The 25,048-nt window shown below is 58.2% G+C and carries 28 protein-coding genes and 1 other RNA gene; 20 read left to right on the top strand and 9 right to left on the bottom strand.

Annotated features, from left to right (window positions below; genetic code table 11):
- Positions 1-2 precede the first annotated feature (2 nt).
- Together VN577_04460 and VN577_04465 are read left to right on the top strand one after the other, a co-directional pair.
- The gene (locus VN577_04460) at positions 3-356 is read left to right on the top strand and encodes a hypothetical protein (GenBank protein HWR14055.1); all 354 of its coding nucleotides are present in this window, start codon (positions 3-5) and stop codon (positions 354-356) included.
- A gap of 77 nt (positions 357-433) precedes the next feature.
- A complete protein-coding gene (locus tag VN577_04465; GenBank protein ID HWR14056.1) occupies positions 434-1,009 on the top strand; it encodes a hypothetical protein in 576 nt (191 codons plus the stop codon).
- Positions 1,010-1,039: 30 nt separating this feature from the next.
- Here the strand turns inward: VN577_04465 and rnpB are convergent.
- The 7 genes from rnpB to VN577_04500 form a co-directional block, all read right to left on the bottom strand.
- Positions 1,040-1,458, bottom strand: an RNA gene (gene rnpB / locus VN577_04470) — RNase P RNA component class A.
- A gap of 140 nt (positions 1,459-1,598) precedes the next feature.
- Positions 1,599-2,351, bottom strand: a complete 753-nt coding sequence (locus VN577_04475; GenBank protein HWR14057.1) for a Bax inhibitor-1/YccA family protein — start codon at positions 2,349-2,351, stop codon at positions 1,599-1,601.
- Positions 2,352-2,465: 114 nt separating this feature from the next.
- The gene (locus tag VN577_04480) at positions 2,466-2,702 is read right to left on the bottom strand and encodes a hypothetical protein (protein HWR14058.1); all 237 of its coding nucleotides are present in this window, start codon (positions 2,700-2,702) and stop codon (positions 2,466-2,468) included.
- Positions 2,699-3,688, bottom strand: coding sequence for a xanthine dehydrogenase family protein subunit M (locus VN577_04485; protein HWR14059.1), 990 nt, complete (start codon positions 3,686-3,688; stop codon positions 2,699-2,701). Before VN577_04485 ends, VN577_04480 begins: the two co-directional genes overlap by 4 nt.
- Positions 3,688-6,054 carry a xanthine dehydrogenase family protein molybdopterin-binding subunit gene (locus VN577_04490; protein ID HWR14060.1) on the bottom strand — a complete coding sequence of 789 codons (2,367 nt, stop codon included), beginning with the start codon at positions 6,052-6,054 and terminating at the stop codon, positions 3,688-3,690. Before VN577_04490 ends, VN577_04485 begins: the two co-directional genes overlap by 1 nt.
- A 2-nt stretch (positions 6,055-6,056) precedes the next feature.
- Positions 6,057-6,689, bottom strand: a complete 633-nt coding sequence (locus tag VN577_04495; GenBank protein ID HWR14061.1) for a 2Fe-2S iron-sulfur cluster-binding protein — start codon at positions 6,687-6,689, stop codon at positions 6,057-6,059.
- A 183-nt stretch (positions 6,690-6,872) separates the two neighbouring features.
- On the bottom strand, positions 6,873-7,181 hold the full coding sequence (locus tag VN577_04500) for a cytochrome c (protein HWR14062.1): 309 nt from the start codon (positions 7,179-7,181) through the stop codon (positions 6,873-6,875).
- Positions 7,182-7,505: 324 nt separating this feature from the next.
- Between VN577_04500 and hemA the strand changes: the two genes are divergently transcribed.
- Positions 7,506-8,801 (top strand): glutamyl-tRNA reductase, encoded by a 1,296-nt coding sequence (hemA, locus tag VN577_04505; GenBank protein HWR14063.1) that lies wholly within the window; start codon positions 7,506-7,508, stop codon positions 8,799-8,801.
- Between the two features lie 147 nt (positions 8,802-8,948).
- Here hemA and VN577_04510 read toward each other — a convergent pair whose 3' ends face one another.
- On the bottom strand, positions 8,949-9,473 hold the full coding sequence (locus tag VN577_04510) for a lipocalin family protein (GenBank protein HWR14064.1): 525 nt from the start codon (positions 9,471-9,473) through the stop codon (positions 8,949-8,951).
- 156 nt (positions 9,474-9,629) lie between these two features.
- Here VN577_04510 and VN577_04515 point away from each other — a divergent pair, with 156 nt between their 5' ends.
- The 16 genes from VN577_04515 to VN577_04590 all read left to right on the top strand — a co-directional run bounded on the left by VN577_04515 (position 9,630) and on the right by VN577_04590 (position 23,126).
- Entirely contained in the window at positions 9,630-10,616 is a 987-nt protein-coding gene (locus VN577_04515) for a PilZ domain-containing protein (protein ID HWR14065.1), read from the top strand.
- A gap of 125 nt (positions 10,617-10,741) precedes the next feature.
- A complete protein-coding gene (locus VN577_04520; protein HWR14066.1) occupies positions 10,742-11,167 on the top strand; it encodes a hypothetical protein in 426 nt (141 codons plus the stop codon).
- Between the two features lie 159 nt (positions 11,168-11,326).
- Positions 11,327-13,357, top strand: a complete 2,031-nt coding sequence (locus tag VN577_04525) for a heme lyase CcmF/NrfE family subunit (protein ID HWR14067.1) — start codon at positions 11,327-11,329, stop codon at positions 13,355-13,357.
- Entirely contained in the window at positions 13,357-13,827 is a 471-nt protein-coding gene (locus VN577_04530) for a cytochrome c-type biogenesis protein CcmH (protein ID HWR14068.1), read from the top strand. The genes VN577_04525 and VN577_04530 overlap by 1 nt, the downstream gene beginning before the upstream one ends.
- Positions 13,824-14,096, top strand: coding sequence for a hypothetical protein (locus tag VN577_04535; GenBank protein HWR14069.1), 273 nt, complete (start codon positions 13,824-13,826; stop codon positions 14,094-14,096). The genes VN577_04530 and VN577_04535 overlap by 4 nt, the downstream gene beginning before the upstream one ends.
- Positions 14,093-15,364: a carboxypeptidase-like regulatory domain-containing protein gene (locus VN577_04540; GenBank protein HWR14070.1), complete on the top strand. Its 1,272-nt coding sequence runs from the start codon at positions 14,093-14,095 to the stop codon at positions 15,362-15,364. The genes VN577_04535 and VN577_04540 overlap by 4 nt, the downstream gene beginning before the upstream one ends.
- Before the next feature lie 94 nt (positions 15,365-15,458).
- Positions 15,459-15,932, top strand: coding sequence for a hypothetical protein (locus VN577_04545; GenBank protein ID HWR14071.1), 474 nt, complete (start codon positions 15,459-15,461; stop codon positions 15,930-15,932).
- Positions 15,933-16,260: 328 nt separating this feature from the next.
- Entirely contained in the window at positions 16,261-16,704 is a 444-nt protein-coding gene (locus VN577_04550) for a metallophosphoesterase family protein (protein HWR14072.1), read from the top strand.
- 232 nt (positions 16,705-16,936) lie between these two features.
- Positions 16,937-17,284, top strand: a complete 348-nt coding sequence (hisI, locus tag VN577_04555; protein ID HWR14073.1) for a phosphoribosyl-AMP cyclohydrolase — start codon at positions 16,937-16,939, stop codon at positions 17,282-17,284.
- A complete protein-coding gene (gene hisG, locus VN577_04560; protein HWR14074.1) occupies positions 17,281-18,183 on the top strand; it encodes an ATP phosphoribosyltransferase in 903 nt (300 codons plus the stop codon). The genes hisI and hisG overlap by 4 nt, the downstream gene beginning before the upstream one ends.
- A gap of 7 nt (positions 18,184-18,190) precedes the next feature.
- Positions 18,191-19,435, top strand: a complete 1,245-nt coding sequence (hisD, locus tag VN577_04565; protein HWR14075.1) for a histidinol dehydrogenase — start codon at positions 18,191-18,193, stop codon at positions 19,433-19,435.
- A complete protein-coding gene (hisC, locus tag VN577_04570) occupies positions 19,428-20,504 on the top strand; it encodes a histidinol-phosphate transaminase (GenBank protein HWR14076.1) in 1,077 nt (358 codons plus the stop codon). Before hisD ends, hisC begins: the two co-directional genes overlap by 8 nt.
- Positions 20,501-21,088: an imidazoleglycerol-phosphate dehydratase HisB gene (gene hisB, locus VN577_04575; protein ID HWR14077.1), complete on the top strand. Its 588-nt coding sequence runs from the start codon at positions 20,501-20,503 to the stop codon at positions 21,086-21,088. Before hisC ends, hisB begins: the two co-directional genes overlap by 4 nt.
- On the top strand, positions 21,031-21,681 hold the full coding sequence (hisH, locus tag VN577_04580; GenBank protein HWR14078.1) for an imidazole glycerol phosphate synthase subunit HisH: 651 nt from the start codon (positions 21,031-21,033) through the stop codon (positions 21,679-21,681). Before hisB ends, hisH begins: the two co-directional genes overlap by 58 nt.
- The gene (hisF, locus tag VN577_04585) at positions 21,675-22,451 is read left to right on the top strand and encodes an imidazole glycerol phosphate synthase subunit HisF (GenBank protein ID HWR14079.1); all 777 of its coding nucleotides are present in this window, start codon (positions 21,675-21,677) and stop codon (positions 22,449-22,451) included. The genes hisH and hisF overlap by 7 nt, the downstream gene beginning before the upstream one ends.
- Positions 22,452-23,126 carry a 1-(5-phosphoribosyl)-5-[(5-phosphoribosylamino)methylideneamino] imidazole-4-carboxamide isomerase gene (locus VN577_04590; GenBank protein ID HWR14080.1) on the top strand — a complete coding sequence of 225 codons (675 nt, stop codon included), beginning with the start codon at positions 22,452-22,454 and terminating at the stop codon, positions 23,124-23,126.
- A gap of 56 nt (positions 23,127-23,182) precedes the next feature.
- On the opposite strand, the gene VN577_04595 is transcribed toward VN577_04590, so the two are convergent.
- Complete coding sequence (locus VN577_04595; GenBank protein HWR14081.1) at positions 23,183-24,301, bottom strand: BON domain-containing protein; 1,119 nt, start codon at positions 24,299-24,301, stop codon at positions 23,183-23,185.
- A 180-nt stretch (positions 24,302-24,481) separates the two neighbouring features.
- On the opposite strand from VN577_04595, the gene VN577_04600 reads away from it, so the two are divergent.
- Complete coding sequence (locus tag VN577_04600; protein ID HWR14082.1) at positions 24,482-25,024, top strand: isoprenylcysteine carboxylmethyltransferase family protein; 543 nt, start codon at positions 24,482-24,484, stop codon at positions 25,022-25,024.
- The last annotated feature ends 24 nt before the right edge of the window (positions 25,025-25,048 follow it).

The raw sequence follows: 25,048 nt of genomic DNA on the forward strand, positions 1-25,048 counted from the left end.
AAATGATTATCGACATTAAAGTAAAGGAACAAGAAGCCGTTCCGCCACACTATAAAGTTAATAAAAGCGATCACGTCATCTTCAAAGCCATAGATGATGACGGCTGGCTAGTTTTCGATCAGCATCCAGACTTTCAGGAGAACCCTGTTTTGCTGAAAAGAGGCGTTCCGCGGAGCATTGCGGTAGCGGACCCCAAGCCCCCGGATGGCACTCACAAATACACGATCCGGCCGGCGAAGTTGATCATGCAACTGCTAGCTATGTACGACAGCAAAGCTTCCGAAACGGAATGGACCCAGTTTTTAGGGAAGTTAGAGAAAGAAAGTCGCCCGGCTCCCGAGATCGAGTTTCCGTAAGGTTGACACCGTTGGCCGAAGATGGGCAATGGGAGCATGCGCAGGTGTGCTCCCAACCAGCGGTGTAAGGAGGAGAGATGCGGAAACGATGGTTTGTGATTGTGGCAATGGCGATCACCGTCGCATTTGCTGTTGTTGCCGGTGTTTGGAAACCAGAATTCGTACAGCTCTGGAATTTTGGTCGTGATGACTTTCTTAGGGTGTTAACGCAGTTGATTGCGATCGCGCTTATCATCGAGCGGGCGGTTGAGGTGCTGATTTCGCCGCTCCGGTCGGAGGAGACTGAGAGGCGTCGCCTTGCGCTGGCAATTCAGAGCGAAAGGGCCTCGGATATTGAGTCGGTTCTTCCGTACATAAACCCATACGTTGGTTGGCGAAGCGATACGCAGAAGATCGCGTTTTCAATTTCGCTCGGCCTCGGGCTCCTGGTCGCGATTATCGGGATGAGGGCGCTGCAATTCCTTGCCGATCCCGTCGTGCTCAACGGCTTGAGGGGAACGCAAGCCACATTGTTCAGGATCGTCGATGTAGTGCTGACCGGCGCGCTTCTGGCAGGCGGGGCTGATGGCCTACATAAGTTGGCTTCTCTGTTTACGAGCTACGTAGAGAGGGCGACGGAGAGGGTGAGGCTAGGTCATCCGGTTCGAATGTAATTAAGGACGATGAGTCTGGGTGGGAAATCAGTGACAGCCGGACCTGTAAGCCGAATTTTGTATGCCGGTTTGCACCGGCATGACGGTCATTCCTCTGGGCGACGCGTTACCGCGACGCTCTAGCGACCTACCCGGGACTTTCATCCCTTGCGGGATGCCCAACTGGGTTGGCGCGCCGAGCCGGCACGCCATCGCGTTACCGCGATGTTGTCCCCTATTTGGTCTTGCTCCGTGTGGGGTTTACCATGCCCCGACCATTACTGGGCGGGCGGTGCGCTCTTACCGCACCTTTTCACCCTTACCCCGCTTGCGCGAGGCGGTATGTTTTCTGTGGCACTGGCCGTACGGCGGATTTGAATCCGACGCCCCGGACGTTATCCGGCACACTGCTCTGCGGAGTTCGGACTTTCCTCCCTCGCTTGCGCGAGAGCGACCGTCCGGTCCGGCTGTCAACCTATCTATTATAGATGTTTGGGGAAAGAGGCAAGGTTTAGGTAACAGAGCTCCACTCAACCAGAAGAAGGTTGAGTGGAGCTCTGTTTCGGTATGGGAAAACCTCAAGATCCGGGATATGAAATCCCGGACTACGTTAGCGGCGGTCGCGGATCTTGGCGAGGAGCCGCAGCATTTCCAGGTAGAGCCAGATCAGCGTGACCATCAGGCCGAAGGCACCGTACCACTCCATGTACTTGGGGGCTCCGGCGCGGGCGCCGCGCTCGATGAAGTCGAAGTCGAGTACGAGGTTGAGCGACGCGATGATGACGACAACGACGCTGAAGCCGATGCCGATCGGGCTGGAACTGTTGATGCTGGTGAAGTGAATCCCGAAGAAGCCGAGGACGAACTGCGCGAGATAGAACAGCGCAACGCCTCCGGTCGCGGCGACGATGCCGAGGCGGAGGTTGTCGGTGACGGGGATCAGTCCGGAGCGGTAGGCGAGCAGAAGGACGATCAGGACACCGAAGGTGAGGCTGACGGCCTGGATGGGGAGGCCGGGCCAGCGGACTTCGAAGATGGCGGAGATGGCTCCGAGGACGAGTCCTTCGAGAAGGGCGTAGAGTGGCGCTGTGATGGGCGCCCAGTTCTTCTTGAAGACGGTGACAATGGCGACGATGAATCCGCCGATGGCGCCGATAACGGCGGCGGGCGCAACGGCCTGAGCGGATTCGGCCTGCATGAAGCGAGTCCAGGTCCACGCGGCAGTGGCGATGGTGCAGAGCAGCAGAATGCCGGTCTTATTGACGGTGCCGGAGATGGTCATCGCTTCCTGTCCGAAAGCGACTCCGGCTTCGCGGAAACTTTTGTCGTTCAGGGCCGGATTCGAAGTGCGCATCAATGCCATGGATCGTCCTCCGATTTGAGGTTAGCGGGTTTAATTAGAAAAGTAAAAACCCCACTCAACCAAGGAAGTTGAGTGGGGCACTAATGTAAGTTCAGTACCGGTAACTTCCAACAACTACCCACTCTTCCCGCAACCGTGGCAGCAGCGGTCGGTTGATGTGCAGTTGCCGGGCTCGGCGAGTTCGCCGTCGGGTCCGATGCAGGTCTGGGTGTACATGCACCAGAAGAGGCCGTCATTGCAAGGCTGGACGGTTTCGTCGTGCGCGGCGGCGATGAACTGACCTTTCCAGCGCAGCCCGGAGCAGAGGTTGGGATGGTTGATGTCGAAACGTGCTTCACGGCGATGAATCATTGCTGACCTCCCTTCGCGGCCTGCAACAGTGCGCGTTTGACTGCCACCCGCGTGAGTTGGACTTTGTAAGCGTTGCGGCTGAGTGGTTTCGCGATCGAGACTGCCGCCTGAGCGGCAGCGTCGGCGGTCTGCTCGTTCAGTTGCTTTCCGACCAGCGCTTGTGCGGCTTCCTGCGAAATCCACGGAACCGGAGCGACCGCACCGAGCACTACATTCGCCTTTTGAATGGTGTTGCCATTCATCCAGAGCGCGACGGAAGCCAGCGAGAGCGGCCAGTCAAAGGCGTTGCGCTGGCGAACCTCGTACTGAGCGGCCTTCACGTTCTGGCCGGGCGGCACGATGATTTCGGTGACGACGTCGTTGGGTTGAAGGTCGTGCTCGCGTTCGTCGGTGGTCTTGGGAATGCGGTAGAACTTCGAGAGTTCCACTTCGCGGTCTCCACGAGGACCGACGATGCGAACTTTGGCCTCGTAAGCGATCAACGCTGGAGCGATGGTGGATGGGGTAACGAATTTGGCGGGGCCGTCGTTGGCGATGATGGCGTGGTAGCGGTTGTCACCATCGACGACGAGCGACTTGCCCTGCTGCTCCGGTATCAGGCCAGAGCCGTTGCGGAAGTACCAGCAGCGCGGACGCTGGCAGAGGTTTCCGCCCAGGGTAGCCATATAGCGGATCTGCGGGCTGGCGGCTTCGTCCACAGCCCAAGCCAGCATCGGAAGGCTGCGGCGTACGTCCGCGTTGTCGGCGATTTCGGAAAGCTTGGTGAGAGCGCCGAAACGATGCCATCCGGTGGCGTTGAACTGAATGCCGGAGAGCCCGGGGATGTCCTTAATGTTGACGAGGCGCTTAGGTTGGAGCACGTCGTCTTTCATAAGGGCGAGGATGTCAGTCCCGCCGGCAAGGATCTGCGCCTGAGACCAGTTCTGTCCCAATAATCCGACGGCCTGCTGAGTTGACTTAGGGACGGTGTATTCGAACTGTCGCATTATGCGCCTCCTTTCGCGAGAGCGGCGAGCACTCTATCGGGTGTGAGAGGAATCTCCGGAACGCGAACGCCGATGGCATTGGCGACGGCATTGGAGATGGCGGCTCCGGGTGAGATGACCGGAGGTTCACCGAGTCCGATGACGCCACGCTCGTCGTAGCCGGGGCCGGTCATCATATGGATGACCAGTTCCGGGATATCGCCGAGTCCGGCGAGACGGTAGAACTGCATGTTCGGGTTGAGCATGCGCCCGGAGACCGGGTCCATGATCTTCTCTTCATACAGGGCGTAGCTGATGCCCATGATGAGAGCGCCGTAGACCTGGCTTTCCGCGGTCTTCATGCTGATGATAAGACCGCAGTCCTGAACGGCGATCATCTTGTTGACGGTCACGATACCGGTGTCGGTATCGACGGATACGTCGGCCATCTGCACGCCAGCGACACCGCTGTTGGTGAGATCGGGTGGATGCTCGCGGTCGGGGTTTTTGCCGGTCGCGGTGATCGGCATCGCCCCGAGCTTCGCGCAGGCCTGTTTCCAAGTCATGCTGCGAGTGGGTGCAGAACTGACAAAAATCTTGCCATCCCGAGCTTCGAGTTGTTCCGGCTTCGCGTCCAGTGCCGGAGCGACCTTCGAGTACAGCATGTTGAGAGCCGTGATTGCGGCGCGGCGGGTGGAAGAAGAGACGCCGCCGATGGTGGTGCTACCTCCGGAGCCTCCGGAAACGGGATAGTTGCTGTCGCCGACGAGCAGCTTGATCTGGTTCATCGGAATGCCGAGGGAGTCGGCGGCAACCATGAGTATCGCGGTACGAGTTCCGGTGCCAAGATCCTGCGTGCCCATCTTGATCTCGACAGAGCTGTCGGGGTGGATGGTGAGGTCGCAGTTGCTGGCATGACCGCGTCCGCCCCACGTGTGGATGGAGAGGCCGAGTCCGCGCTTGATCGGGCCGGATGTTTTGTCACCGCGCGGATGCCACCGCTTCTTCCACTCCATGAGCCGGTCGGCAATCGCGAATTCTTCGGAGTAGTTTTTGGCGCGAGGGCCGGTGTAATCGATGTTCTTGAGGAAGAGATCGTATGGATCCATGCCGATTTTGGCGGCGGCATCCTCGAGAGCACACATGGTGATTACAGCAGCCTGCGGGTGATTGGGCGCGCGCCATGCGCGAGCAGGACCGATGTTGGTGACGATGGCCGTGTGCTGCTTGCGCTGGTGCGGGATATCGAAGACGTATGGTACCGGGTAGGCGCCACCACCTCCGGGGCCGCCGGTACCCCAAGTGTTGGATTCCCAGGCGGTAATGGTTCCATCGCGCTTCAGGCCGACGCGAACCTTGCCGAAACCGGAAGGACGCGCACCGGCGACTTCGAGTTCGGCACGACGATCGAGGAACATCTTTACGGGAGCTCCGCCAGCCTGCTTGGAGAGTTGTGCCGCAACGATGGACCAGCGATCGGGTGAGAACTTGCTGCCGAAACCTCCGCCGATGTACTGCATGCGGTGGTGGATGTTGGAAGCGGGAACTCCGAGAGGCTCGGCCATCTGGGCAGCCATGCCGGAGATGTTCTGAGTGGAGATCTGCGCTTCGACGTGGTTCGTCTTAGGATCCCAGGCCACGACTGCACCGTGCGACTCGAGACAGCAGTGAGTCATAACGGTCGCACCGTAGAACCCTTCGCTGACGACCTCGGCTTCCTTGAAGGCGGTGTCGGGTTCGCCCTGACTTTGTAGAGCAGCACGCTTGTAGGGCGACTTTACTTTCGGGCCCTCGCTCTGTTTCACCTCGGCTTTGCTTAGAGCGTCGATGACGTTGGGAGCGGCACCGTTAGCGGCGAACTCCTTGAGATTGGCTTCGGTGGGCTTGAAGGTAAGCCCGCCGGACTGAATGCGCTGGATCATCTGAGCAGCGGGCATCTGGTTATCGAGCATGTCCCAGATGGCGTCTGCATCGTAGGGGCCGGTGTCGGACGCAATCTGACCGTGAGGCTCGGTGGCGTCGTCGACCATAAAGGGAAGTTGTTCCCAAGTGATTTTCACGGAACGGGCGGCGTCGGAAGCAGCGCCTTCGGAGGTGGCTGCGATGCCGACGATTTCGTCGCCAGCCCAATGGATTTCCGAACCAGCCTTCTGAATCACCATGACTGCCTTTACGCCGGGCATCTTCTCGGCGGCAGAGGTATCGATCGCGGTGATTTTGGCGTGTGGATAGGGGCAGCGCACCATGGTGCCGAACAGCATGTTCTTGCCGGTGGCGTCATAGGAGTACTTGGCGCGACCGGAGACCTTTTCGGGTCCGTCAACGCGAGAAACGCGCTTGCCGATCCAGGAGCGATGTTGTGTGTCGGGCCATTTATATTCCGCCATGCTCAGGCCTCCTTCTTTCCGCCGAGGGCGGCGCGAATGCCAGCATAGGTGCCGCAACGGCAGTAGTTGCCGGCGAGTTCATGGTGAATCTGCTCCGGCGTGGGCTTGGGGTATTTATCGAGCAGAGCCTTGGAGGCAACCACGAATCCGGGCGTGCAGAAACCGCATTGCTGGGCGTCATTCTGGATGAACGCCTGCTGAATGGGGTGAAGGGTGTTGCCGGGACCGGTGAGACTCTCGATGGTTTCAATCTTGCGATTCTGTGCGTCTACGGCGAGCACGGAGCAGGCGTAGACGGGCTTGCCGTCGAGAAGCACGGTGCAGGCACCACATTCGGCACGATCGCAGACGCGCTTGGCGCCAGTAAGTTCGAACTGATCGCGAAGAGCGTCGAGGAGAGTGACGCGGGGTTCGAGTTGAGCCTTGAGAAGTTTGCCGTTTACGTTAAGGGTGACGGGCACGGGACCGGGACCGTATACGGGAACTTCCTCGCCGGCGACGTTGACGACGGTGGGACCGACGACCATCGGAACCGCGACAGAGATGCTGGAGATTTTCAGGAAGTCGCGACGGGAAACCCCGGAAGAGTCTGGCTGTTCGGGAAGAGGAGGTCGCTCCTCATCATGCTTCTTCATCTAGCCTCCACTGCAGTAGCCACGGACAGAAAGTCCGGGAGTTGAACGAAATGGATGAACGGTAGACGAGCGCAACAACGCCTAAGACAGAAAGCGACTAAGTATACAAGCGAGGGACGGTCGACGCGAATGGGAGGGACGATATGAAGAGGAGGCTGGGCGGGCCAGCCTCCGAGATGAAAGTTACTTCTTCAAGGTGCGGATGTACTTTACGACTTCGTCGATCTGGGCGGGTGTGAGCTTACCGGCGAAACCGGTCATCTTGCCCTTGCCCTTTTCGACGACGGTCTTGAGATCGGCGTCGGACATTTTCTGAACATCTTCCGAACCGAGGTCTTTCAGGTTCATGCTTTTTGCCATGGCGGCGCTGGGTGTGCCGTTCGGGCCGTGGCACATCTGGCACTTGCCTTTGTAAGTATCGGCGCCAGCGTCGGCGAACGATACGAGAGAAGTGACTCCCACAAACAAGAGAACAGCCAACAACTTCTTCATGCGTACTCTCCTTTTACCTCATTCATCGCAATCCTGCCCCAGTACGGATTGCGATGGGAAGGATTGTACGCCGTCACAGGTTTTTGTGATTGTGACGGGTGAACAACTGGTGAAGAGGACGTAGAGGACAGCGGGTTACGGGAAATGCCCCAATGGAGGCGCGTATTAACCCACGGGAGGATTCGCGGGGCGTTTGACGGGATTAGCCAGAGGCACCCTAAGCTGCTTTCTTGCAACGAGTTACGGAAATTAACAGTGCCTCTGGAATTTGGAATTGGAGATGCCTAAGTGAGGGTGAACTCCTTCGGGCGTGGAGTGTGTGTTTTGGAACCCACTTTGGTGATTATCGGTGTGAACTACCGGTCGGCTCCGGTCGAGGTGCGCGAGCGCTTCTGGATCAGCGAGAGCCGGCGGTATGAGGCTCTGGTACGGCTGGTGAGATCGGAGGCGATCGAGGAAGTAGCCGTATTAGCGACCTGCAATCGCACGGAATTCATCCTCTGGACGCGGGATGCGTCGGCGGCTGCGAACTCGGTTTTGAATTTCCTGACAAGTGAATATGGATTGAAGCTCGGGGAGTGGAAGCACTTCTACCGGCTGATCGGTGAAGCCGCGCTGGTGCATATGTTCAAGGTTACGAGCAGCCTGGACTCGATCATCCTGGGCGAACCAGAGATCGTGGAGCAGATGAAAGAAGCATGGCTCCTCGCGCAGAAGGTGGGAACGACGGGGCAATACCTGGATTCGGTGTTCCAGAAGGCGTTTGCAGTATCGGAAAGAGTAAGGACGGAGACGTCGATCGGAGAGGCGGCGGTGTCGGTTCCGTATGCGGCAGTGGAACTGGCGCGGCAGTTGTTCGGATCTCTAGAAGGACGGAAGGTAGTTTTGCTTGGCGCTGGGCAGATGGGCGAGGTCTCGGCGGACTACCTGGTGAAGAATGGCGTGACGGATGTGCGCGTAGTGAACCGGACGGTGGAACGCGCGCAGGAAGTAGCCGAGCGCCTGAACGGTGTGGCGGCACCGTACGAGGAGCGCTGGAAGCATTTGATTGAGGCCGACATTATCGTGACGTCGTCGGCGTGTCCGCACGTGATCTTCACGCGTGAAGAAGGCGAATACGTGAAGCAGGAGCGGCATGGGCGTCCGCTGCTGATGATCGATATCGCGATTCCCAGGGACGTGGATCCGCAGGTAAGGAACATCCACGGGATCTTCCTTTATGACATCGACGACCTTGAGCATGTGGTGCAAAGGTCGAGCGGCGAGCATGCGGCTTCGGCAGAGAAGGCGAACCAGATCGTGGTCGCCGAAGCGAAGTTCTTCAGTCGAAAGCTGGCGAGCGACCGGACGGTGCCAACCGTGGTCGCATTACGAGAGCGGCTGGATGAGCTATGCCGACAGGAACTGGAGTCGTTCCGCCATGATGCCGGGCCATTCACTGTCGAACAGGAAGAGGCTTTACAGATACTCGCGAAGCGAATCAGTTCGCGCATCGCGGGTTCGCTGGCCCGGGAACTCAAAGAGATTTCAGTGAAGGTGGACCAGGACGAACTCACATTGGCGGTCCAGAAGCTGTTTCACCTTCCGCAGCCGTCAACGACTGTTGCCGGCACCAATTAGTTGGACATCAGGCGCACCCGGTTGATCGCGTAGTCGGAGGCTAAGATACGTGGTCCTTGGGACCGGGAATGACGCCGCCGGAGGAAGCACCCCTCACGATCCCACTCGCTTCCTCCGGTTTCCATTTTCAAAAGACAACCAGCAAAGTTAGCCCCCGGTGTGCGACGGCTTAATCATTCTCGACGGGTCGAGGCCTTTTTCGCGGATGGTCTGAAGAGCTCGCTCGTAGAGCTCGGGATCCATGGTGGAAGTGCGGCTGAGGATCCAGAGATATTTCCGCTTGGGCTCGCTAACAATCGCGTAACGGTATTCGGGATCGAGACCGATGACCCAGTAGTCACCGTAGAAAGGCCAAAAGAAGGTGACGCGCAGCTTGGCGTTCGTCTGCTTGTCGGCGACCTTGGCGGCGCCCTTCGATGATTTCATCTTGCCGTCCTGCTTGCGGCAGGAGTTGACGACTTCGATTTTGCCATCCGGACGAAGCGTGTAATTGGCGGTTACGTCGGAGACGCAGTCCTTTTCGAAGCGGTTGGGATAACGCGCAATTTCGTACCACTTACCAACGTAGCGGTTGAGATCGACACGATCGACGGTTTGGAGTGGAGCGGCTGTGTCGGCGGCGAAAGCGGCGGACGCCACGCCGAGGATGATGGCTAGCTGTCGTAAGAGCATGTATTTCGATAGATGCAGGCGGGGGAATTCGGCTGCGAGTTAACGCGAAGTTGGTTGCATGGTGGTCAAAAGCATGTCGGGGATTGGACGGTCAGGAAACAACGGGAACCTTGGCTGGTACTCCCGTTGTCACCGCCGTGGCCTACGATATGGGCTATGGCCGCGCAATCGCTCGTTCTTTGCCGGGACCCAGACGTTCTACGGACCTTGTGTCCACTGCTATTCGAGATGGATATGGGGGTAGAGATCTGTCTTGGCACGAACGGTGCCAGCCGTATGCTGCGCAAGCGTCGCTTCGATGCGGTGATCGTGGAATGCGGGTCGGACGGCACGGGACTTGATGTGCTGCAAGAGATCAGGCAGGACACTCCGAATCAGAACACAATTACCGTTGGGGTGGTGGACGATCCGGAGGCGATGAAGGCGGCGCTGGCGACCGGCGCGAACTTCGTGTTGGCGAAGCCGATTTCGGTGGAAGATGCCGGACGAATCCTGCGGTTCACACGAGGGATGGTGAGCCGCATGGTGCGGCGCTTTCTGCGCGTCGCGGTACATCATCTTTCGCATGTGGACGTGGCTGGGATGAAGGATCCGGCTTTCATTCTTGACCTGAGTGAAGGCGGGATGGCGATGCAGTCACTCGCTCCCATGGAGACGGGGCAGGCAATCGACGTTGGTTTCTTTCTGCCGGGAACACAGACGCACATCACGACGGGTGCGCATGTAGTGTGGACAGATTCAACCGGGCGCATTGGGCTGGAATTTGACGGCATTCCTGAATCGTCTCGAGCGCAATTGAAGAGTTGGGTTGTCCAGAGGTTGAAGAACTCACCAGAAGACGTCCCGGGTAGTGGTGCGACAGCGGCGAACTCGATCCGGGTGCTGAGCCAATGGATGAGGCCACTGGCGAGGCTGATCGATGCAATGTACGTGCTCGTGGCGGCATCATTGTTCTGCACGGTGGTGTACCTCCTGCTTTGGCAGAATGCGACGAACTGGCCGATGTCGTATGCGTTTGGAGTGGCGTTCCTGATCGTGAGCGCGCTCTATGCGAGCCTGTTTCACACGCTTGATGTGAGGTTTCCAGGGACTCGAACGATGCAGAGCCTGTTGTCGATGGCGAGTTCCCGCCAGGCAGGTTAGCATCAGCGAATCCCCTTGCGCTTTCGTATCGAGAGGGGTACAACGATATTTCCCGCTCGCCTTTGAGAATTCCCCCTCGTCCTTCAAAGCCCGACACAAGGGATTGCTTCGGGCAAGGAGAAGCCATGTCAGACAGAAAATACCGTCAACGCGGGTACCAGGACTCTGGAGAGAATAAGCCGCAGTTTTCATCGACGCCGAAGCCGAAACCACAAGACATGACGTTTGGGCCGCGTCCTCTTAATATGCCGGGCGCGAGAACGGTTTCGCGGTGCGCCATGTGCGGGACGATCCTGCCACCGATGTCGGACGATATGGCGAAATGTCCGAAGTGCGGACTGGACCTGCATTCCTGCAAGATGTGCAACCACTTCGATCCGGGGAGCCGGTTTGAATGCCGTCAGCCAGTGCTGGCCAGAATTTCGCCAAAAGACACCCACAACACGTGCACGATGTTCGCGATCAAGCAGTCGGTAGAACGAGAGACGACTTCGGGGGGAGTTCGGGCCAACGACGCGCGAGCGGCATTCGAGAACCTGTTCAAGAAATGACGCACCTATCGTGCCGCCGGCGAAATTAGACGATGGCTGCGGAGTCTCCGCGCATCGGCCTTAACCCATTGGAATAAAAGGCATTTTTGGATGGCCGCGAGTTGCGGGTGCGAGCAGATTTTGAAACAATATCTGCATTCGTGGTGGTGACCGCACTTCATGGCAGAATTAGGTAGTTACTCGCTCCTTCTTGCACTCGCCCTCAGCGTCTACGCATTCATAGCCGGGATCCTGGCATTAGTTCGAAAGCGGGCCGGCTCAGATGTCCTGGGTGAAACGGCACGACGTGCCGGCATCGCGGTATTCGGTGCGGTGCTGGTCTCTTCCGTGGTGTTGGTGGTCGCCACTTTCCAGAACAACTTCAGCATTGCCTACATCCTGCACCACAGCAACATCGATCTGCCGGCACCCTACAAATTTGCGGCGTTATGGTCAGGTCAGGAGGGATCACTGCTGTTCTGGTCTTTCCTGCTGGCGGGCTACGGGCTAGTGCTTCGGTTGCGTCACAAGGTGGACGCGCAATTAGTGGCGTATGCGTCGGTGATTATCAGCGCCGTGCAGGTGTTCTTCCTGTTGCTGAATAACTTCGCGGCGAATCCGTTTGCGATGGTGCAGGGCACGATCCCGCCGGACGGCAACGGATTGAATCCTCTGTTGCAGTACCCGGAGATGGTGATCCATCCGCCGATGCTGTACCTGGGATACGTGGGATTTACGGTTCCGTTTGCGTTCGCGCTGGCGGCGCTGATCATGAAGTACCCGGGCGAGAAGTGGATCCACATCACGCGCCGCTGGACGATGGTGACGTGGGCATTCCTGGGAGTCGGAATTTTCCTGGGTGCGCACTGGGCCTACTACGTGCTCGGCTGGGGCGGATACTGGGCGTGGGATCCGGTGGAGAATGCATCATTCCTGCCGTGGCTGACGGGGACGGCATTCCTGCATTCGGTGATGATGCAGGAGAAGCGCGGCATGCTGAAGATCTGGAACATGTGGCTCATCTTCAGCACATTCCTGTTGTCGATCTTCGGGACTTTCCTCACTCGTAGCGGGATTGTAAGTTCGGTTCACGCGTTTGCGCAGTCGGGAATCGGTCCGTGGTTCGTGACGTTCCTGGCGATCACGCTGGCGGCGTGCACGTACTTCTTCATCCAGAATCGTGCGCATTTGCGGAGCGAGAACCGGCTTGAGTCGCTAGTTTCGCGTGAGTCGAGTTTCCTGTTCAACAACCTGATCCTGCTGGTGGCGTGCTTCACGGTGTTGTGGGGAACGCTGTTCCCGGTGCTCTCGGAGTGGGTGCAGGGCACGAAGGTGACGGTGGGCCCCCCGTTCTTTAATAAGGTGATGATCCCGGTGGCATTGCTACTGACACTGCTGACGGCAGTGGGGCCGCTGCTGTCGTGGAGGAAGACATCGCCGGACAGCATTCGCAGGAATTTGCTCCTGCCGACGATGTTCTCCGTTGCCGTGGGCGTGGTGGTCATCGTTTTCGGATGGATACGGCCGTGGACAGCGCAGGCTGATTTCTATTCGTGGATGACATTGGTGCTGGCGACGCTGGTGCTGTCGACAGTGCTGTCGGAGTTCTATCGCGGTGGAATGGTGATCGCGAAGCAGACGGGCCGCAATATCGCGTCGTCTCTCTACGTGCTGACGAGGAGAAACACGCGGCGCTATGGCGGCTACATCGCCCACTTTGGGTTTGCGGTGGTGCTGATTGGATTCGCGGGCGCGGCATTCAACCAGGACATCGAGCGCGAGTTGAAGAATGGCGAGTCGATGCAGATCGGCAGCTACACGATCACGTGCCGGACGCACACGCAGGACGACAATCCGAACTACAGCAGCGTCTGGGCGATTATGGATATCTCGAAGGACGGGAAGCCGGTCGACGTGATGTATCCCGAGCGGCGGTTCTTCAAAGCTAGCCAGCAGGCTTCAACCATGCCGGCGGTTCTCTCGACGATGCGTGAGGACCTTTATCTGGTCTATAGCGGCGAGAACCAGGACAGCGGGAATCCTATCATCAAGGCACACCTGAACCCGCTGGTGAAGTGGATTTGGACGGGGGCGCACATCTTGTTGCTGGGGACAATCCTGGCGATGGTGCCGAGCCTGGCGACATCGAAGGTGCCGATAAGAAAGACAGTGCTGGTGGAGGAACGACAGCCAGTGGGAGCTAACGACTAATGCTCCGAGCGAAATACATCGTACAAGGCTTGTTGCTGGCGGTGGTGTGCATGGGGTTGATGGGAGCGAACCCGTCCATCGACGCACGGTTCAACGATCTTGGCCACAAACTGATGTGCAAGTGCGGGTGCAACCAGATCCTTCTGGAATGCAATCACGTGGGCTGCTCGTATTCCACGAAGATGCGCGACGAGTTGATGGCCGCCCTGCAAAAGGGCGATAGCGACAGCCTGGTGCTGCAATCCTTTGTGCAGCAGTACGGGTCCACGGTGCTGGCGGCCCCGACGACACAGGGCTTCAACGTGGTGGCGTGGATCATGCCTTTCTTTGCGCTGGTTGCAGGATTGACGCTGGTAACGGTGATCGTGAGGAAGTGGAAGTTCCGGACGGCACCGGTGGGAGTGCAGAATCTACCGCAGGAAACACTGGACGAGTTCCGGCGCAAGGCACGCGAGGAGACGGAAGTATGATCGGAGTAGCTGGGCTGTTACTGACTGCCGGACTTCTGTTGTTCGTGTTTTCTCCGGCGCGGGTGTTTGTGGGTGAAGAGAAGACACGAGTTTCCTACCTGCGTGAACGCAAAGACGCCGTCTACGAGAACCTGCGCGACCTGAATTTCGAGTACAAGGCAGGCAAGTTGTCGGACGCCGATTATGAAAGCCTCCGCAATTCGCTGGAGAGCGAAGCGGCTGCGATTCTTGCGGAAATCGAACAGTTGGAAGCGGTGGAGAGCCGATGATTCGACGTAGTGCAGTTTTGGTGTTGCTGGGATTGTTGGCGATCTCTGCCACGGCAGCGACGTTGACGGGCACGGTGACGAACGCGACGACGGGGAAGCCCTCGGCGGGAGATGATGTCGCTCTGCTCGGGATGTCGCAGGGCATGAACGTGTTGGCGCAGACGAAGTCGGATGCGAACGGAAAGTTCTCATTCAACATCGATGACCAGAGCACACCGCACCTGGTAAGAGTGACGCATGGTGGCGCGAGCTATTTTCCGCAGGGCGGGCCGGTGCGTCCGGGGGCGACCACGGTTGAGGTGAACGTCTACGATTCGGCAAAGAAATTGGACGGAGTTGCGACCAATGTGAACGTCATGCGCCTGCAGGCAGAGAAGGACACTTTGCAGGTGCTGGAGTTGATCGCGGTAAAGAACGACTCCAAGCCTCCGCGGACGCTGGCGGGAGAGAGGACGTTTGAGTTCTACCTGCCAGCAGGCGCACATGTGGACCAGGCAATCGTGCAAGGTCCCGGCGGGATGCCGGTGAATACGACGGCAACCCCGGATGGCAACTCGGGGAAACACTACTTTACGTATGCGCTGAAACCGGGCGAGACAAGGTTCGAGATTGCGTATCACCTGCCGTACGCGGGCGAGGCGACATTCGCGCCGAAGATTACGGACAACATCCAGCATTTTGTGGTGATGATGCCGAAGTCGATGAACTTCGAGGCGAAGAATGCGTCACGATTCTCCCCGATGAATGAGGACCCAAGTGCGACCGTGCAAGTGGCGACGGGAGTGACTCCAGGAACGGACTTGGCATTCCGGGTGTCCGGCACCGGTGTATTACAGGACGAACAGCGAGGCGGCGCCGAACAGGCGCAGGGCGGTGGAGCGATGGGTGGAGATTCGCGTCCGGGCGGAGGATTAGGACCGCCGACAGACGCTCCGGATCCGCTGCACAGTATCCGGTGGTACATCCTGGGCGGCCTGGCGATTGTGCTGGTGTCGGGCGGCGTTTTCGTAGTCAGCCGAGCCAATCAGCATGGCGGAGGGGCGCAATCGGCTCCGGTGCAGGCTGCTGCGGCACCGGCGGTTGTGCCAACTGCCACGCCCGCGGTGAAGGATCGGTCGACCTTGCTGCTGGAAGCACTGAAGGACGAGTTGTTCCAACTTGAAGTAGAGAGGCAACAAGGGAAGATTTCTCAGGAGGAGTACGAGAAATCGAGGGCTGCACTGGATCAGACGCTGAGCAGGGCACTGGCGAGGAAATCTGGATCTTAAGGAAGTAAGTTGTTGCGGGGCAGCGTGATGGCGCTGCCCTTTTCTTTTTGTCTAGGAATTGCCGCTGGATTTCGACCCAACTTGGGTGATGGCCATGGCATCTTCCACGAAGGAGGATTTTGTCGATATGCCCATCATGCAAAAGGGAGTGGCTGCGCTTTCGGATCGGATGCCAAAGGTGCTGTCGCCGAAACAGCACGCGATTGCGGACTACATCACATTGGGTGGACTGGTGCTGATGACGGCGATGTTCTGGCGGCGGAATAAACGGGCGGCGATTGCGTCTCTGGTATGTGCGGGAGTCGAGGCAACGAATACGATGCTGACCGATTTTCCGGGAGGAGTGACGGATTCGATCAGTTTTCGCACGCACGGAAAGATCGATATGGGCCTGGCGGCGACGTGCAGCGCGTTGCCGAATTTCATGGGGTTCAGTGACGAACCGGAGGCGAAATGGTTCCGGATGATGGGGCTGAATATCACCACGGTTGGTGCATTGACCGATTTTGATGCATCGCCGTACCGGCGCCGTTACCAGGGGCGAACGGAGATGCGCCGGACAGCGTGATTTTGACTTCAGAGACAAGGGGCAGCCATCGTACTCAAGCGCGATGGCTGCACTATTTTGGTGCAGTAGAAATGAGGCTTTGGGGAAGAGTTTTGCGCCAAATGTGAAAGTACTTTCCCTCGTTTGTGCATTACTTTGCGGTTACCTTTGAATCCCCACAAATAGTTACGTGTGTGCTATTTACAACCTCGCACATCCGCCATAAAATCCGGACGTTGTAAGGCAGTTCTGGGGGAGGGCTGCCGTAGCGTCCTGATGCTGAATAAGCTCAGGGCGCTTCTTCATTTGCGGGGAAGATCATCTACAGCCCTTTGCCATGAAAATCGGCGTGATTTCTGACACTCACGGATTGCTCCGCGATGAAGCGGTTGAGGCGCTCCGCGGAGCGGATGCGATCCTGCACGCTGGCGACGTGGGTTCGGTGGAAGTGCTGGATGCGCTGAAAAAAATTGCACCGGTGCATGCGATCCGCGGGAACGTGGATGTAAAGCCCTGGGCCAAGAAGCTGCCGTTGACCTTGACGGTCGAACTGGGCGGAGTGAAGTTCTTCCTGATTCATAATCGCGGCGAGTTGAAACGAGTTCCAGAGGGAGCGGGCGCGGTGATATTCGGACATTCGCACAAGCCGCTGATCGAGAGCACCGATGGTGTTATCTACTTCAATCCGGGAAGCGCAGGGCCCCGACGATTTCGGCTGCCGATCTGCGTTGGGCGGATGCGGATTGAGGAAGGTCGGCTCATGCCGGAGATCATCATTTTGGACGAAAAGTGAGTAAGGCCAGAGCTCCCATGCCATATGAGTGGAGAATGCCTTTGACGTGAGAGGGCTTATCACCGTATCCTGTGACTTCGATATGAACTCGCTGACCCATCGCCATCATCATCATCATCACGTGGCGAACGTGTCGGCGGGGCTCTGCGAATAAAGTAAGACCAGAGACCAAGGATTTCAGACCCGCTGACGCGACAGGCGTTAGCGGGTTTTGTGTTTTCAGGGGACAACGATGACGGAAATCGATTTCGAAAAGATGGATGGACTGACACCTGCGATTGTGCAGGACAAGGACACGGGCGAAGTGTTGATGCTCGGGTTCATGAACCGCGAATCGTTCGAGAAGACATTTGCGACCGGTTACGTGACTTTCTACAGCCGTACGCGACAGAAGCTATGGACCAAGGGAGAAACGAGCGGCAACCGCTTGAAGGTGGTGTCGGCGCAAACGGATTGCGACAACGACACATTGCTGTTCCAGGTGGAAGTGGAAGGCGATGGGCTGGTGTGCCACGAAGGAACGCGGTCCTGCTTTACGCGCATGGTGCCGATGGTGAGCGCGTCGGAGAAAGTGCAATGACGCCGACGAAACCTGTTTCCAACAAGATTCGGCTGGGAGTTCCGAAAGGAAGCCTGCAGGACGCAACGGTGGCGTTATTCAGTCAGGCGGGATGGAAGATATACGTTAGCGGGCGTTCGTATTTTCCGGCGATTGACGATCCGGAGATCGAGTGCATGCTGATCCGCGCACAGGAGATGGCGCGGTACGTGGAGCAGGGCGTGCTGGACGTCGGACTGACGGGAATCGATTGGGTCCGCGAGAATGGCCTGGAGGTGGAGGCCATCGCAGACCTGGTGTACGCGAAACAGAGTCGCGGCAAGGTGCGCTGGGTGCTGGCGGTGCCGGAGGATTCGAGGTTCCAAAAGGCGGAAGACCTGGAAGGTTGCGTGATCGCGACCGAGCTGGTGAACGTGACGAAGCAGTACTTCGCGAACAAGGGTGTGAATGTTCGTGTCGAGTTCTCGTGGGGTGCGACGGAGGTGAAGCCGCCGGTGCTGGCAGATGCGATCGTCGAGGTGACGGAGACCGGGTCGTCGCTGAGGGCGAACCGATTGCGAATCATCGATACGGTGATGGAGTCGTACACGCAGGTGATCGCAAACAAGGCGGCGATGCAAAACGAGTGGAAGAGAGAGAAGATCTCGAACCTGGCGTTGATGTTGACGGGGGCGATCGCGGCGCAGGGTCGCGTGGGATTGATGCTGAACGTCAAGAAAGAAGACCTGGAGCAGGTGCTGAAGGTGCTGCCGGCATTGAAGCGCCCGACCATCTCGGAACTGGCGGCGAACAACGGCGAGCTGTGGGTGGCCGTCAACACGATCATCGAGGAGACGACGGCGAGGGACATTATTCCGAAGTTGAAGGCAGCGAAGGCACAGGGCATTGTGGAGTATCCGCTGAACAAGATCGTGGTGTGAGATGGCGATGAAGATAGTTTCCGGGAAGAAGATCGCAGCAGAGCTGGAGAAGCAGGTGAACCGGCGCATCCTGTTTTCGGCAGAGACGGAGAGGCTGGTCTCGAAAATCGTGGCAGACGTTCGCAAGAACGGTGAACGGGCGCTGCGGAGATATGCGGAGAAGTTTGACGGCCTTGAGCGGAAGCAGGCGATTGCAGTGTCGCCGGAGGAGATGACGTCGGCTTTGGAGTCGGTGACGCCGGAGTTTCGGACTGCACTGGAGAAGGCGGCGAAGAACATCCGGCAGTTTGCGCAGTGGCAGAAGCCGGTGGAGTTCATGCGGGAAATGCAACCGGGAGTGATGGTGGGACAGGTGGTGCGTCCGCTGGAGTCGGTGGGGTGCTATGTGCCAGGCGGGAGATATCCGCTGCCATCAACGCTGCTGATGACGGTGCTTCCGGCGCAGGTGGCGGGGGTAAAGGACATAGCGGTGGCGTCGCCGCGTCCGGCAAAGGAGACGCTTGCGGCAGCGGCGCTGGTTGGAGTTGAGACGTTCTACCGAATTGGCGGCGCACAGGCGGTGGCAGCACTGGCATATGGGACGGAGTCGGTGAAGTCGGTGAACAAGATTGTTGGTCCGGGGAACAAGTTTGTGACGACGGCGAAGAAGTTGGTGGCATTCGATTGCGGGATCGATTTTCTGGCGGGGCCGACGGAGGCGCTGGTGGTGAGTGATGATGGCGATCCGAAGTTCATCGCGGCTGACTTGCTGGCGCAGGCGGAACATGATCCGGATGCGTCGGTTGTGCTGGTGACGACATCGCGAAAGCTGGCGGAGAGAGTAGGCGCAGAGTTGAAGGCGGGGGCGAAGGATAATCCGGTGGCCAAGGAGTCGCTGAAGAATGCGGTGATGTTTGTGACGGGGTCGCGGGAGCAGTCGGTGGAGGTAGCGAATGCGATCGCGTCGGAGCACATTACGATTCCGCGAGACTACCTGGGTGAGATTACGTCGGCGGGGTCGATCTTTGTCGGCGAGTATTCGGCGCAGTCGTTGGGGGACTATGTGTCGGGGCCCAATCACACGCTGCCGACAGGAGGAGTAGCGAGGTTCCGAGGCGGGCTGAGCGTGATGGATTTCCTGAAGGTGATTACGGTACAAGAAGTTTCGCGAGAAGGGTTGCGGAGTATCGGGCCAACTGTGGAGAACCTCGCCGAGGCGGAGGGATTGAAGGCGCACGCGGAGTCAGTGCGAGTGAGGTACGGCAATGCTTGAGGCACGCAAACCGGTGCAGACGATGAAGGCGTATAGGTCGCCTTCGGCGGGACTGACGGGCCTGAACATGAATATGAACGAAAACACAGCGGGGTGTTCGCCGCGAGTGTTTCGGAAGCTGTCGTCGATGACGGCGCTGGAGGTGTCGAGGTATCCGCATCGAGAGCACTGTGAGGCGATAACGGCGCGATTCCTGGGTGTGAGCGCGGATCAGGTGGTGCTCACGAATGGGGTAGATGAAGGAATCCATCTGATTTGCGAGGCATACCTGCGCGAAGAGGATGAAGCCATCCTGGTGGTGCCGACGTTCGGCATGTACGCGATCTACATCCAGGCGACGGGAGCGAAGATCGTTACCGTGACGATGCGAGAGAACTTCGAGTTTCCGATCGAGGAGATCATTGCGGCCGTGACGCCGAAGACGCGGATGATCGCGCTGGCGAATCCGAACAATCCAAGTGGGACGGCGGCAGAGCCGAACGAATTGTTGCGGATTGTGGAGAGTGCGCCAAACGCAGCGGTGCTGATCGACGAGGCATATTTCGAGTTCTACGGACAGAGTGTGCTGGGCGCACTTCCGAAGTACGACAACCTGTTTGTGGCGCGAACGTTTTCAAAGGCATACGGATTGGCCGGACTACGACTGGGAGTGCTGGTCGGAAGCAGTAACCAGATGGAGATGGTGCGGAGGGTGAGTTCACCGTACAACGTGAATGCGTCGGCACTGGCTTGCCTACCTGTCGCGCTCTCAGATCAACAGTATGTGGCGGATTATCTGCGGCAAGTGTTCGATGGACGGCTGAAGTTGCAGGCGTTGTTTGGAGAAATGGGCTTCCAGTATTGGCCGAGTCACGCAAATTTTGTGCTGGCAAGGATTGGGCCGGAGTACCGGAAGTTCATCGAAGCCATGCAGCATAGAGGAATCCTGGTGAGGGACCGGAATTCCGATCCGGGATGTGAGGGGTGCGTGCGCATTACGCTGGGGAACTCGGAGCAGAACGAGATGATGTTCAAGGCGGTGAGGGAGTCGGTCGCGGAGATCGGAGCCGGAAGGCAGGTGGCACGATGAGGAAAGCGAAGATCAAGCGGCATACGAACGAAACGCAGATTGAATTGGCGCTGACTCTGGATGGACGCGGGACGTACAAGGTCTCTACTGGGATTCGGTTCCTGGATCATATGCTGGAGCTGTTTGCCCGGCACGGTGGATTCGATCTGCAACTGGCTTGTAAGGGCGACCTGGATGTGGATCAGCATCACACGGTTGAGGACGTGGGGATCGCATTGGGTGAGGCATTCGAGAAAGCACTTGGAGATAAGAAGGGAATCAACCGCGCCGGATATTTCCTGATGCCGATGGATGAAACGCTGGGGATTGCGGCAGTAGATTTCGGCGGCAGGACTTCGGCGGTGATCGAAACAAAAGTGAAGACCAGGCTCGTCGGGGATCTTCAGTCAGAGTTGGTGTTCGATTTCTTCGAAGGATTTGCGAGGGGGGCGCGGGCGAATGTGCATTTGAAGACGATGTATGGGCGTTCTAACCATCACAAGATCGAGTCGTTGTTCAAAGCGTTCGCGCGGGCTTTACGAGTGGCGTGCGCGAAAGACAAGCGGTTGGCGGAAATGCTGCCGAGTACGAAGGGGTTGTTGTGATCACGCTGGTGGATTATCGAGCGGGGAACCTGGCATCGGTGCGGAAAGCGTTTGAGCATCTTGGATGCGAGGTGCAGATCACGGAAGATCCGGAGGCAGTGCGCCGGGCGAAACATCTGGTGGTCCCGGGAGTGGGGCACTTTGCAGCAACGGAGCAGTTGACGCATGCAGGGTTGAGGGATGCGATTAAGGAAGCCATCGGGCAGGGTGCAAATTTCCTGGGAATCTGCGTGGGCATGCAGTGGATGTTCGAGGGGAGCGCGGAGTCGCCGGAGGTCCGAGGCTTGGGTGTTCTGCGGGGGATGATCGAAAAGTTTCCGGCGGGAGCGAAGGTTCCACACGTGGGGTGGAACCAGGTGGAGTGTCGGGGTGAGTCGAGGATTCTGAACGGAGTGGAGTCGCCATCGTTTGTGTACTACACGCATTCCTACCGTGCGCCGCTGGTGCCGGAAACGGTGGGGGTAAGCGAGTACGGCACGGAGTTCAGCGGAGTAGTTGAGAAGGGAAATCTGTTTGGAATCCAATTTCATCCGGAGAAGTCGGGCGCGGCGGGATTGAAGATGCTGGAAAACTTCGCGAGGCTGGCGTGCTGACGAAGCGGATCATCGCATGTCTCGATTGCCATGCCGGACGCGTGGTGAAGGGTGTGAACTTCGTGAACATCAGGGATGCTGGGGATCCCGCGGAACTGGCGTGCTTGCATTCGGCGAATGGCGCGGATGAGATCGTGCTGCTCGATATCACCGCTACACACGAAGAGCGCAAGACGCTGGTGGAGACGGTGCGTCGAACGGCACGAGAGTTATTTGTGCCATTCACGGTGGGAGGCGGAATCAAGTCGCTAGAGGACGCAGGCGAAATCTTTGATGCAGGAGCGGACAAGATCACGATTAATTCGGCGGCGGTGGCACGTCCGGAGGTAATCACGGACATCGCGAATCGCTTTGGGTCGCAGGCCGTGGTGCTGGCGATCGATGCAAAGAGACTGCCGAGATCATGCGGCAAGCTAGCGGCGGAGGTTTATGTCTCGGGTGGACGAAAGCAGACTGGTCGCGACGCGATGGCGTGGGCAAAGGAAGCGGAACGGCGCGGAGCGGGCGAGATCATGCTGACGTCAATGGATCGTGATGGCACGCGATCAGGTTTCGACCTTGGATTGACCGCAACAATTGCCGGTGCGGTTTCGATTCCGGTGATTGCGTCGGGCGGTGCAGGGTCAGTGGAGCACTTCGCCGAAGTATTCACGGAAGGAAAGGCAGACGCAGCGCTGGCGGCGTCGATCTTCCATTTCGGAATCGAGTCGATCGGCGACCTCAAACAAAGATTACAGGCGGCAGGAATTCCGATGCGGTGGCCTATTTAAATGCTGATTCCTTCGATTGACCTTATGGGCGGCGAGATTGTCCAACTGGTGCAGGGCGAGAAGAAGGCCCTGGACTTCGATGATTTCGAGTACTGGATCAAACGGTTTTCGAAATACCCGCTGGTGCAGTTGATCGACTTGGACGCGGCTATCGGTACGGGAGACAACCGGCACATGCTGGCACAGTTCATTGAGAGACTACCTTGCCAGGTAGGTGGTGGAATTCGTGACATCGAGAGGGCGCGCGAGATGGTGGAAATGGGCGCTCGGCGGGTGATTATTGGGTCGGCATTGTTTAGAGATGGTGTAATCCAGAAGGAATTGGCGAGAAGGTTGGCGGATCAGATTGCCGCGGAGAAGTTGACGTTTGCGGTGGATGCGAAACAGGGGCGAGTGGCCATTCACGGCTGGCGCACACTCACGGAATTCACGGCGGCACAGGCCATGCGTGAGCTCAGTGAGTGGTGCGGGGCTTTTCTCTATACACACATCGATACGGAAGGCATGTTGAAGGGATTCCCGACAGAGATAGTTCCTGAGCTGCAAAAGGCGACCAATCGAAAGCTGATCGTTGCGGGAGGAGTCAGCAGCATGGATGAAGTTGAGCGGTTGGAAGCGATGGATGTGGACGCGATTGTAGGGATGGCAATCTATACGGGAAAGATCGAAGCATAAGAAGTGCGAGCATAAGAAAAGGCGGGCCGAAGCCCGCCTTATTGTTCAGGGTTCGTTTACTTGTTCTGGCCCTTACCGGTGACGGTGAGGTTGTCGTTCACCTTACGGCCATTCGCGTAGGATTTCGCCGTACGCTTTGCGGTCTGCTTTTCCTTGCCCGTCTCAACCGTTCCAGACAGATTGATTTCGGTGTCCGTGACGTTCACGTTCACGCCAGTAAGACCTTCCTGCTGAAGGGCGGACTGAATCTGCGTCTGCATGTCGCTGCTGCTGCCGCTGGCGGTCCCCGTCATGGAACCGGAGGTGCCGCTGGTGGAGCCGGACATGTCGGAGGAAGAACCGCTCGTGCTGCCCTGTGCTCCGGTCTGGCCGCTCGTGCTGCCCGACGTGCTGGGGTACTGCGATCCGCTAGAGGATCCGGTCTGATCGGACGTGCTGCTGGTCCCCGTGGTGCTCTGCGATCCGCTGCCGCTACCGACGGAGTTGGAGGAGCCAGTCTGATCAGGAGTGCTGGCCGAGGAACTGCTGGTGCTCTGGGACTCGGTGCTGCTGGTTTGCGAGCTGGTGCTGCCGCTCATCGAGCCAGAGGTTGCGCCGGTGGTGGACTGGTCGGAAGGTGTTGAGCTACCGATCGCGCCCGAGGTTCCGGACTGATCCGGCGTGGCGGTGGAACTGGACGAACTCGCCGAGGAATTCAGGGTGTTGATCTGGTTGATGATGGTCACATTGCCCGCCGTCTGACGTGCGAGCTGTTCTGCGTGGTTCTTCTCGGTTTCGCTCTGAACCGACCCGGACAGAACTACTTCGTTATTGCTGTTGACCTGGACACTGACGTTGCTGCCGGAAAGCTGAGCGTCATCCCGGAGAGCCTTCTCGATATCGGCTTGAGCCTTGGAAGCGGACTGGCTCTGGTCGGAGCTAGTCGATGATGCCTGGCTCTGCTGGTCATGCGAGCTGCCCGACATACGGTGATCGGAATCTACGTCGCCGCGATTGGTGCCACGATCAATGTCGGGGCTCTGCTGCTGGTCGCTAGGGAACGTAGGAGGAGTTGCCGGGGCACTGGTTTGTGGCGTGGATCCGGACTGGTTTGGATCTGTACTGGTGGTCTGGGCACTGGCGCTCATGCCAGTCATGGCAAGCAACAAGCCTGCGGTAACTAAGTAACGGTTCATAGTCGTGATCTCCTGATTGAAAATCGGTGTGACAGACGAGTGGCGAGGACAAAGAGTTATGGCGTTTCCCGGGTTGGATGCGGCTGGGAGGCTGGGGTTGACCGAGGAGAGCTCGAATGCAGAGTTCCGGCGTGCAGTGGAAGGTGCTAAGGCGTAAGATGTGCCGAAAAGGAGTACTTTATGCACTCGCACACCGTTCGGCGGTTGTTGGCGTTAGTGCGTACGACGATTTTCGCCATCGTCGTGATGGGTACTGTGGGGATCTACCTGCCTTATTTTTTAGGCTTCCTCGGCGATGACATGCATATCGCCGATGCTCGTGGAATCGGCATACTACCGCTGCTGTTGGGCGGCTATATTGCATTGCGGTGCGCGTTCTCATTTGCGTGGAGTGGGTTGGGGACGCCGCTGCCGCTTGATCCTCCGCGTCACCTGGTGGTGGCCGGGCTATACCGGCACGCACGAAACCCGATGTACACGGGAGTGGTGCTCTTCCTGTTTGGCGAATGGCTCCTCTGGGGAACGAACCTGCGCGGCTTTGCGATCTACTTAGCAGCCGTGATCATCGCCGTCAGTGGGTTTGTGGTGCTCTACGAAGAACCTACGCTGACCCGAAAGTTCGGAGCAGAGTACGACGAGTACCGAAAGAACGTACCGCGGTTTGTTCCAAGACTTGAGCCGTGGGCTCCCAAAAGCAAAAGCGCGGCGTCCAGCCAGGGCTGAACACCGCGCTTGGTCGATTGCGTG

The sequence above is a fragment of the Terriglobales bacterium genome, assembly GCA_035561515.1.
Classification (GTDB): Bacteria; Acidobacteriota; Terriglobia; order Terriglobales; family Acidobacteriaceae; genus DATMXP01.

Excerpts from the sequence above, each read along its gene's own strand:
- VN577_04525 (HWR14067.1), top strand. The coding sequence starts at position 11,327 with ATGGCAGAATTAGGTAGTTACTCGCTCCTTCTTGCACTCGCCCTCAGC.
- VN577_04480 (HWR14058.1), bottom strand. The coding sequence starts at position 2,702 with ATGATTCATCGCCGTGAAGCACGTTTCGACATCAACCATCCCAACCTC.
- VN577_04510 (HWR14064.1), bottom strand. The coding sequence starts at position 9,473 with ATGCTCTTACGACAGCTAGCCATCATCCTCGGCGTGGCGTCCGCCGCT.
- VN577_04590 (HWR14080.1), top strand. The coding sequence starts at position 22,452 with ATGCTGATTCCTTCGATTGACCTTATGGGCGGCGAGATTGTCCAACTG.
- VN577_04530 (HWR14068.1), top strand. The coding sequence starts at position 13,357 with ATGCTCCGAGCGAAATACATCGTACAAGGCTTGTTGCTGGCGGTGGTG.
- hisI (HWR14073.1), top strand. The coding sequence starts at position 16,937 with ATGACGGAAATCGATTTCGAAAAGATGGATGGACTGACACCTGCGATT.
- VN577_04520 (HWR14066.1), top strand. The coding sequence starts at position 10,742 with ATGTCAGACAGAAAATACCGTCAACGCGGGTACCAGGACTCTGGAGAG.
- VN577_04500 (HWR14062.1), bottom strand. The coding sequence starts at position 7,181 with ATGAAGAAGTTGTTGGCTGTTCTCTTGTTTGTGGGAGTCACTTCTCTC.
- VN577_04490 (HWR14060.1), bottom strand. The coding sequence starts at position 6,054 with ATGGCGGAATATAAATGGCCCGACACACAACATCGCTCCTGGATCGGC.
- VN577_04460 (HWR14055.1), top strand. The coding sequence starts at position 3 with ATGATTATCGACATTAAAGTAAAGGAACAAGAAGCCGTTCCGCCACAC.
- VN577_04540 (HWR14070.1), top strand. The coding sequence starts at position 14,093 with ATGATTCGACGTAGTGCAGTTTTGGTGTTGCTGGGATTGTTGGCGATC.
- VN577_04535 (HWR14069.1), top strand. The coding sequence starts at position 13,824 with ATGATCGGAGTAGCTGGGCTGTTACTGACTGCCGGACTTCTGTTGTTC.
- hisB (HWR14077.1), top strand. The coding sequence starts at position 20,501 with ATGAGGAAAGCGAAGATCAAGCGGCATACGAACGAAACGCAGATTGAA.
- hisC (HWR14076.1), top strand. The coding sequence starts at position 19,428 with ATGCTTGAGGCACGCAAACCGGTGCAGACGATGAAGGCGTATAGGTCG.
- VN577_04485 (HWR14059.1), bottom strand. The coding sequence starts at position 3,688 with ATGCGACAGTTCGAATACACCGTCCCTAAGTCAACTCAGCAGGCCGTC.
- VN577_04545 (HWR14071.1), top strand. The coding sequence starts at position 15,459 with ATGGCATCTTCCACGAAGGAGGATTTTGTCGATATGCCCATCATGCAA.
- hisD (HWR14075.1), top strand. The coding sequence starts at position 18,191 with ATGAAGATAGTTTCCGGGAAGAAGATCGCAGCAGAGCTGGAGAAGCAG.
- VN577_04600 (HWR14082.1), top strand. The coding sequence starts at position 24,482 with ATGCACTCGCACACCGTTCGGCGGTTGTTGGCGTTAGTGCGTACGACG.
- VN577_04495 (HWR14061.1), bottom strand. The coding sequence starts at position 6,689 with ATGAAGAAGCATGATGAGGAGCGACCTCCTCTTCCCGAACAGCCAGAC.
- hisG (HWR14074.1), top strand. The coding sequence starts at position 17,281 with ATGACGCCGACGAAACCTGTTTCCAACAAGATTCGGCTGGGAGTTCCG.
- VN577_04515 (HWR14065.1), top strand. The coding sequence starts at position 9,630 with ATGGCCGCGCAATCGCTCGTTCTTTGCCGGGACCCAGACGTTCTACGG.
- VN577_04595 (HWR14081.1), bottom strand. The coding sequence starts at position 24,301 with ATGAACCGTTACTTAGTTACCGCAGGCTTGTTGCTTGCCATGACTGGC.
- VN577_04465 (HWR14056.1), top strand. The coding sequence starts at position 434 with ATGCGGAAACGATGGTTTGTGATTGTGGCAATGGCGATCACCGTCGCA.
- VN577_04475 (HWR14057.1), bottom strand. The coding sequence starts at position 2,351 with ATGGCATTGATGCGCACTTCGAATCCGGCCCTGAACGACAAAAGTTTC.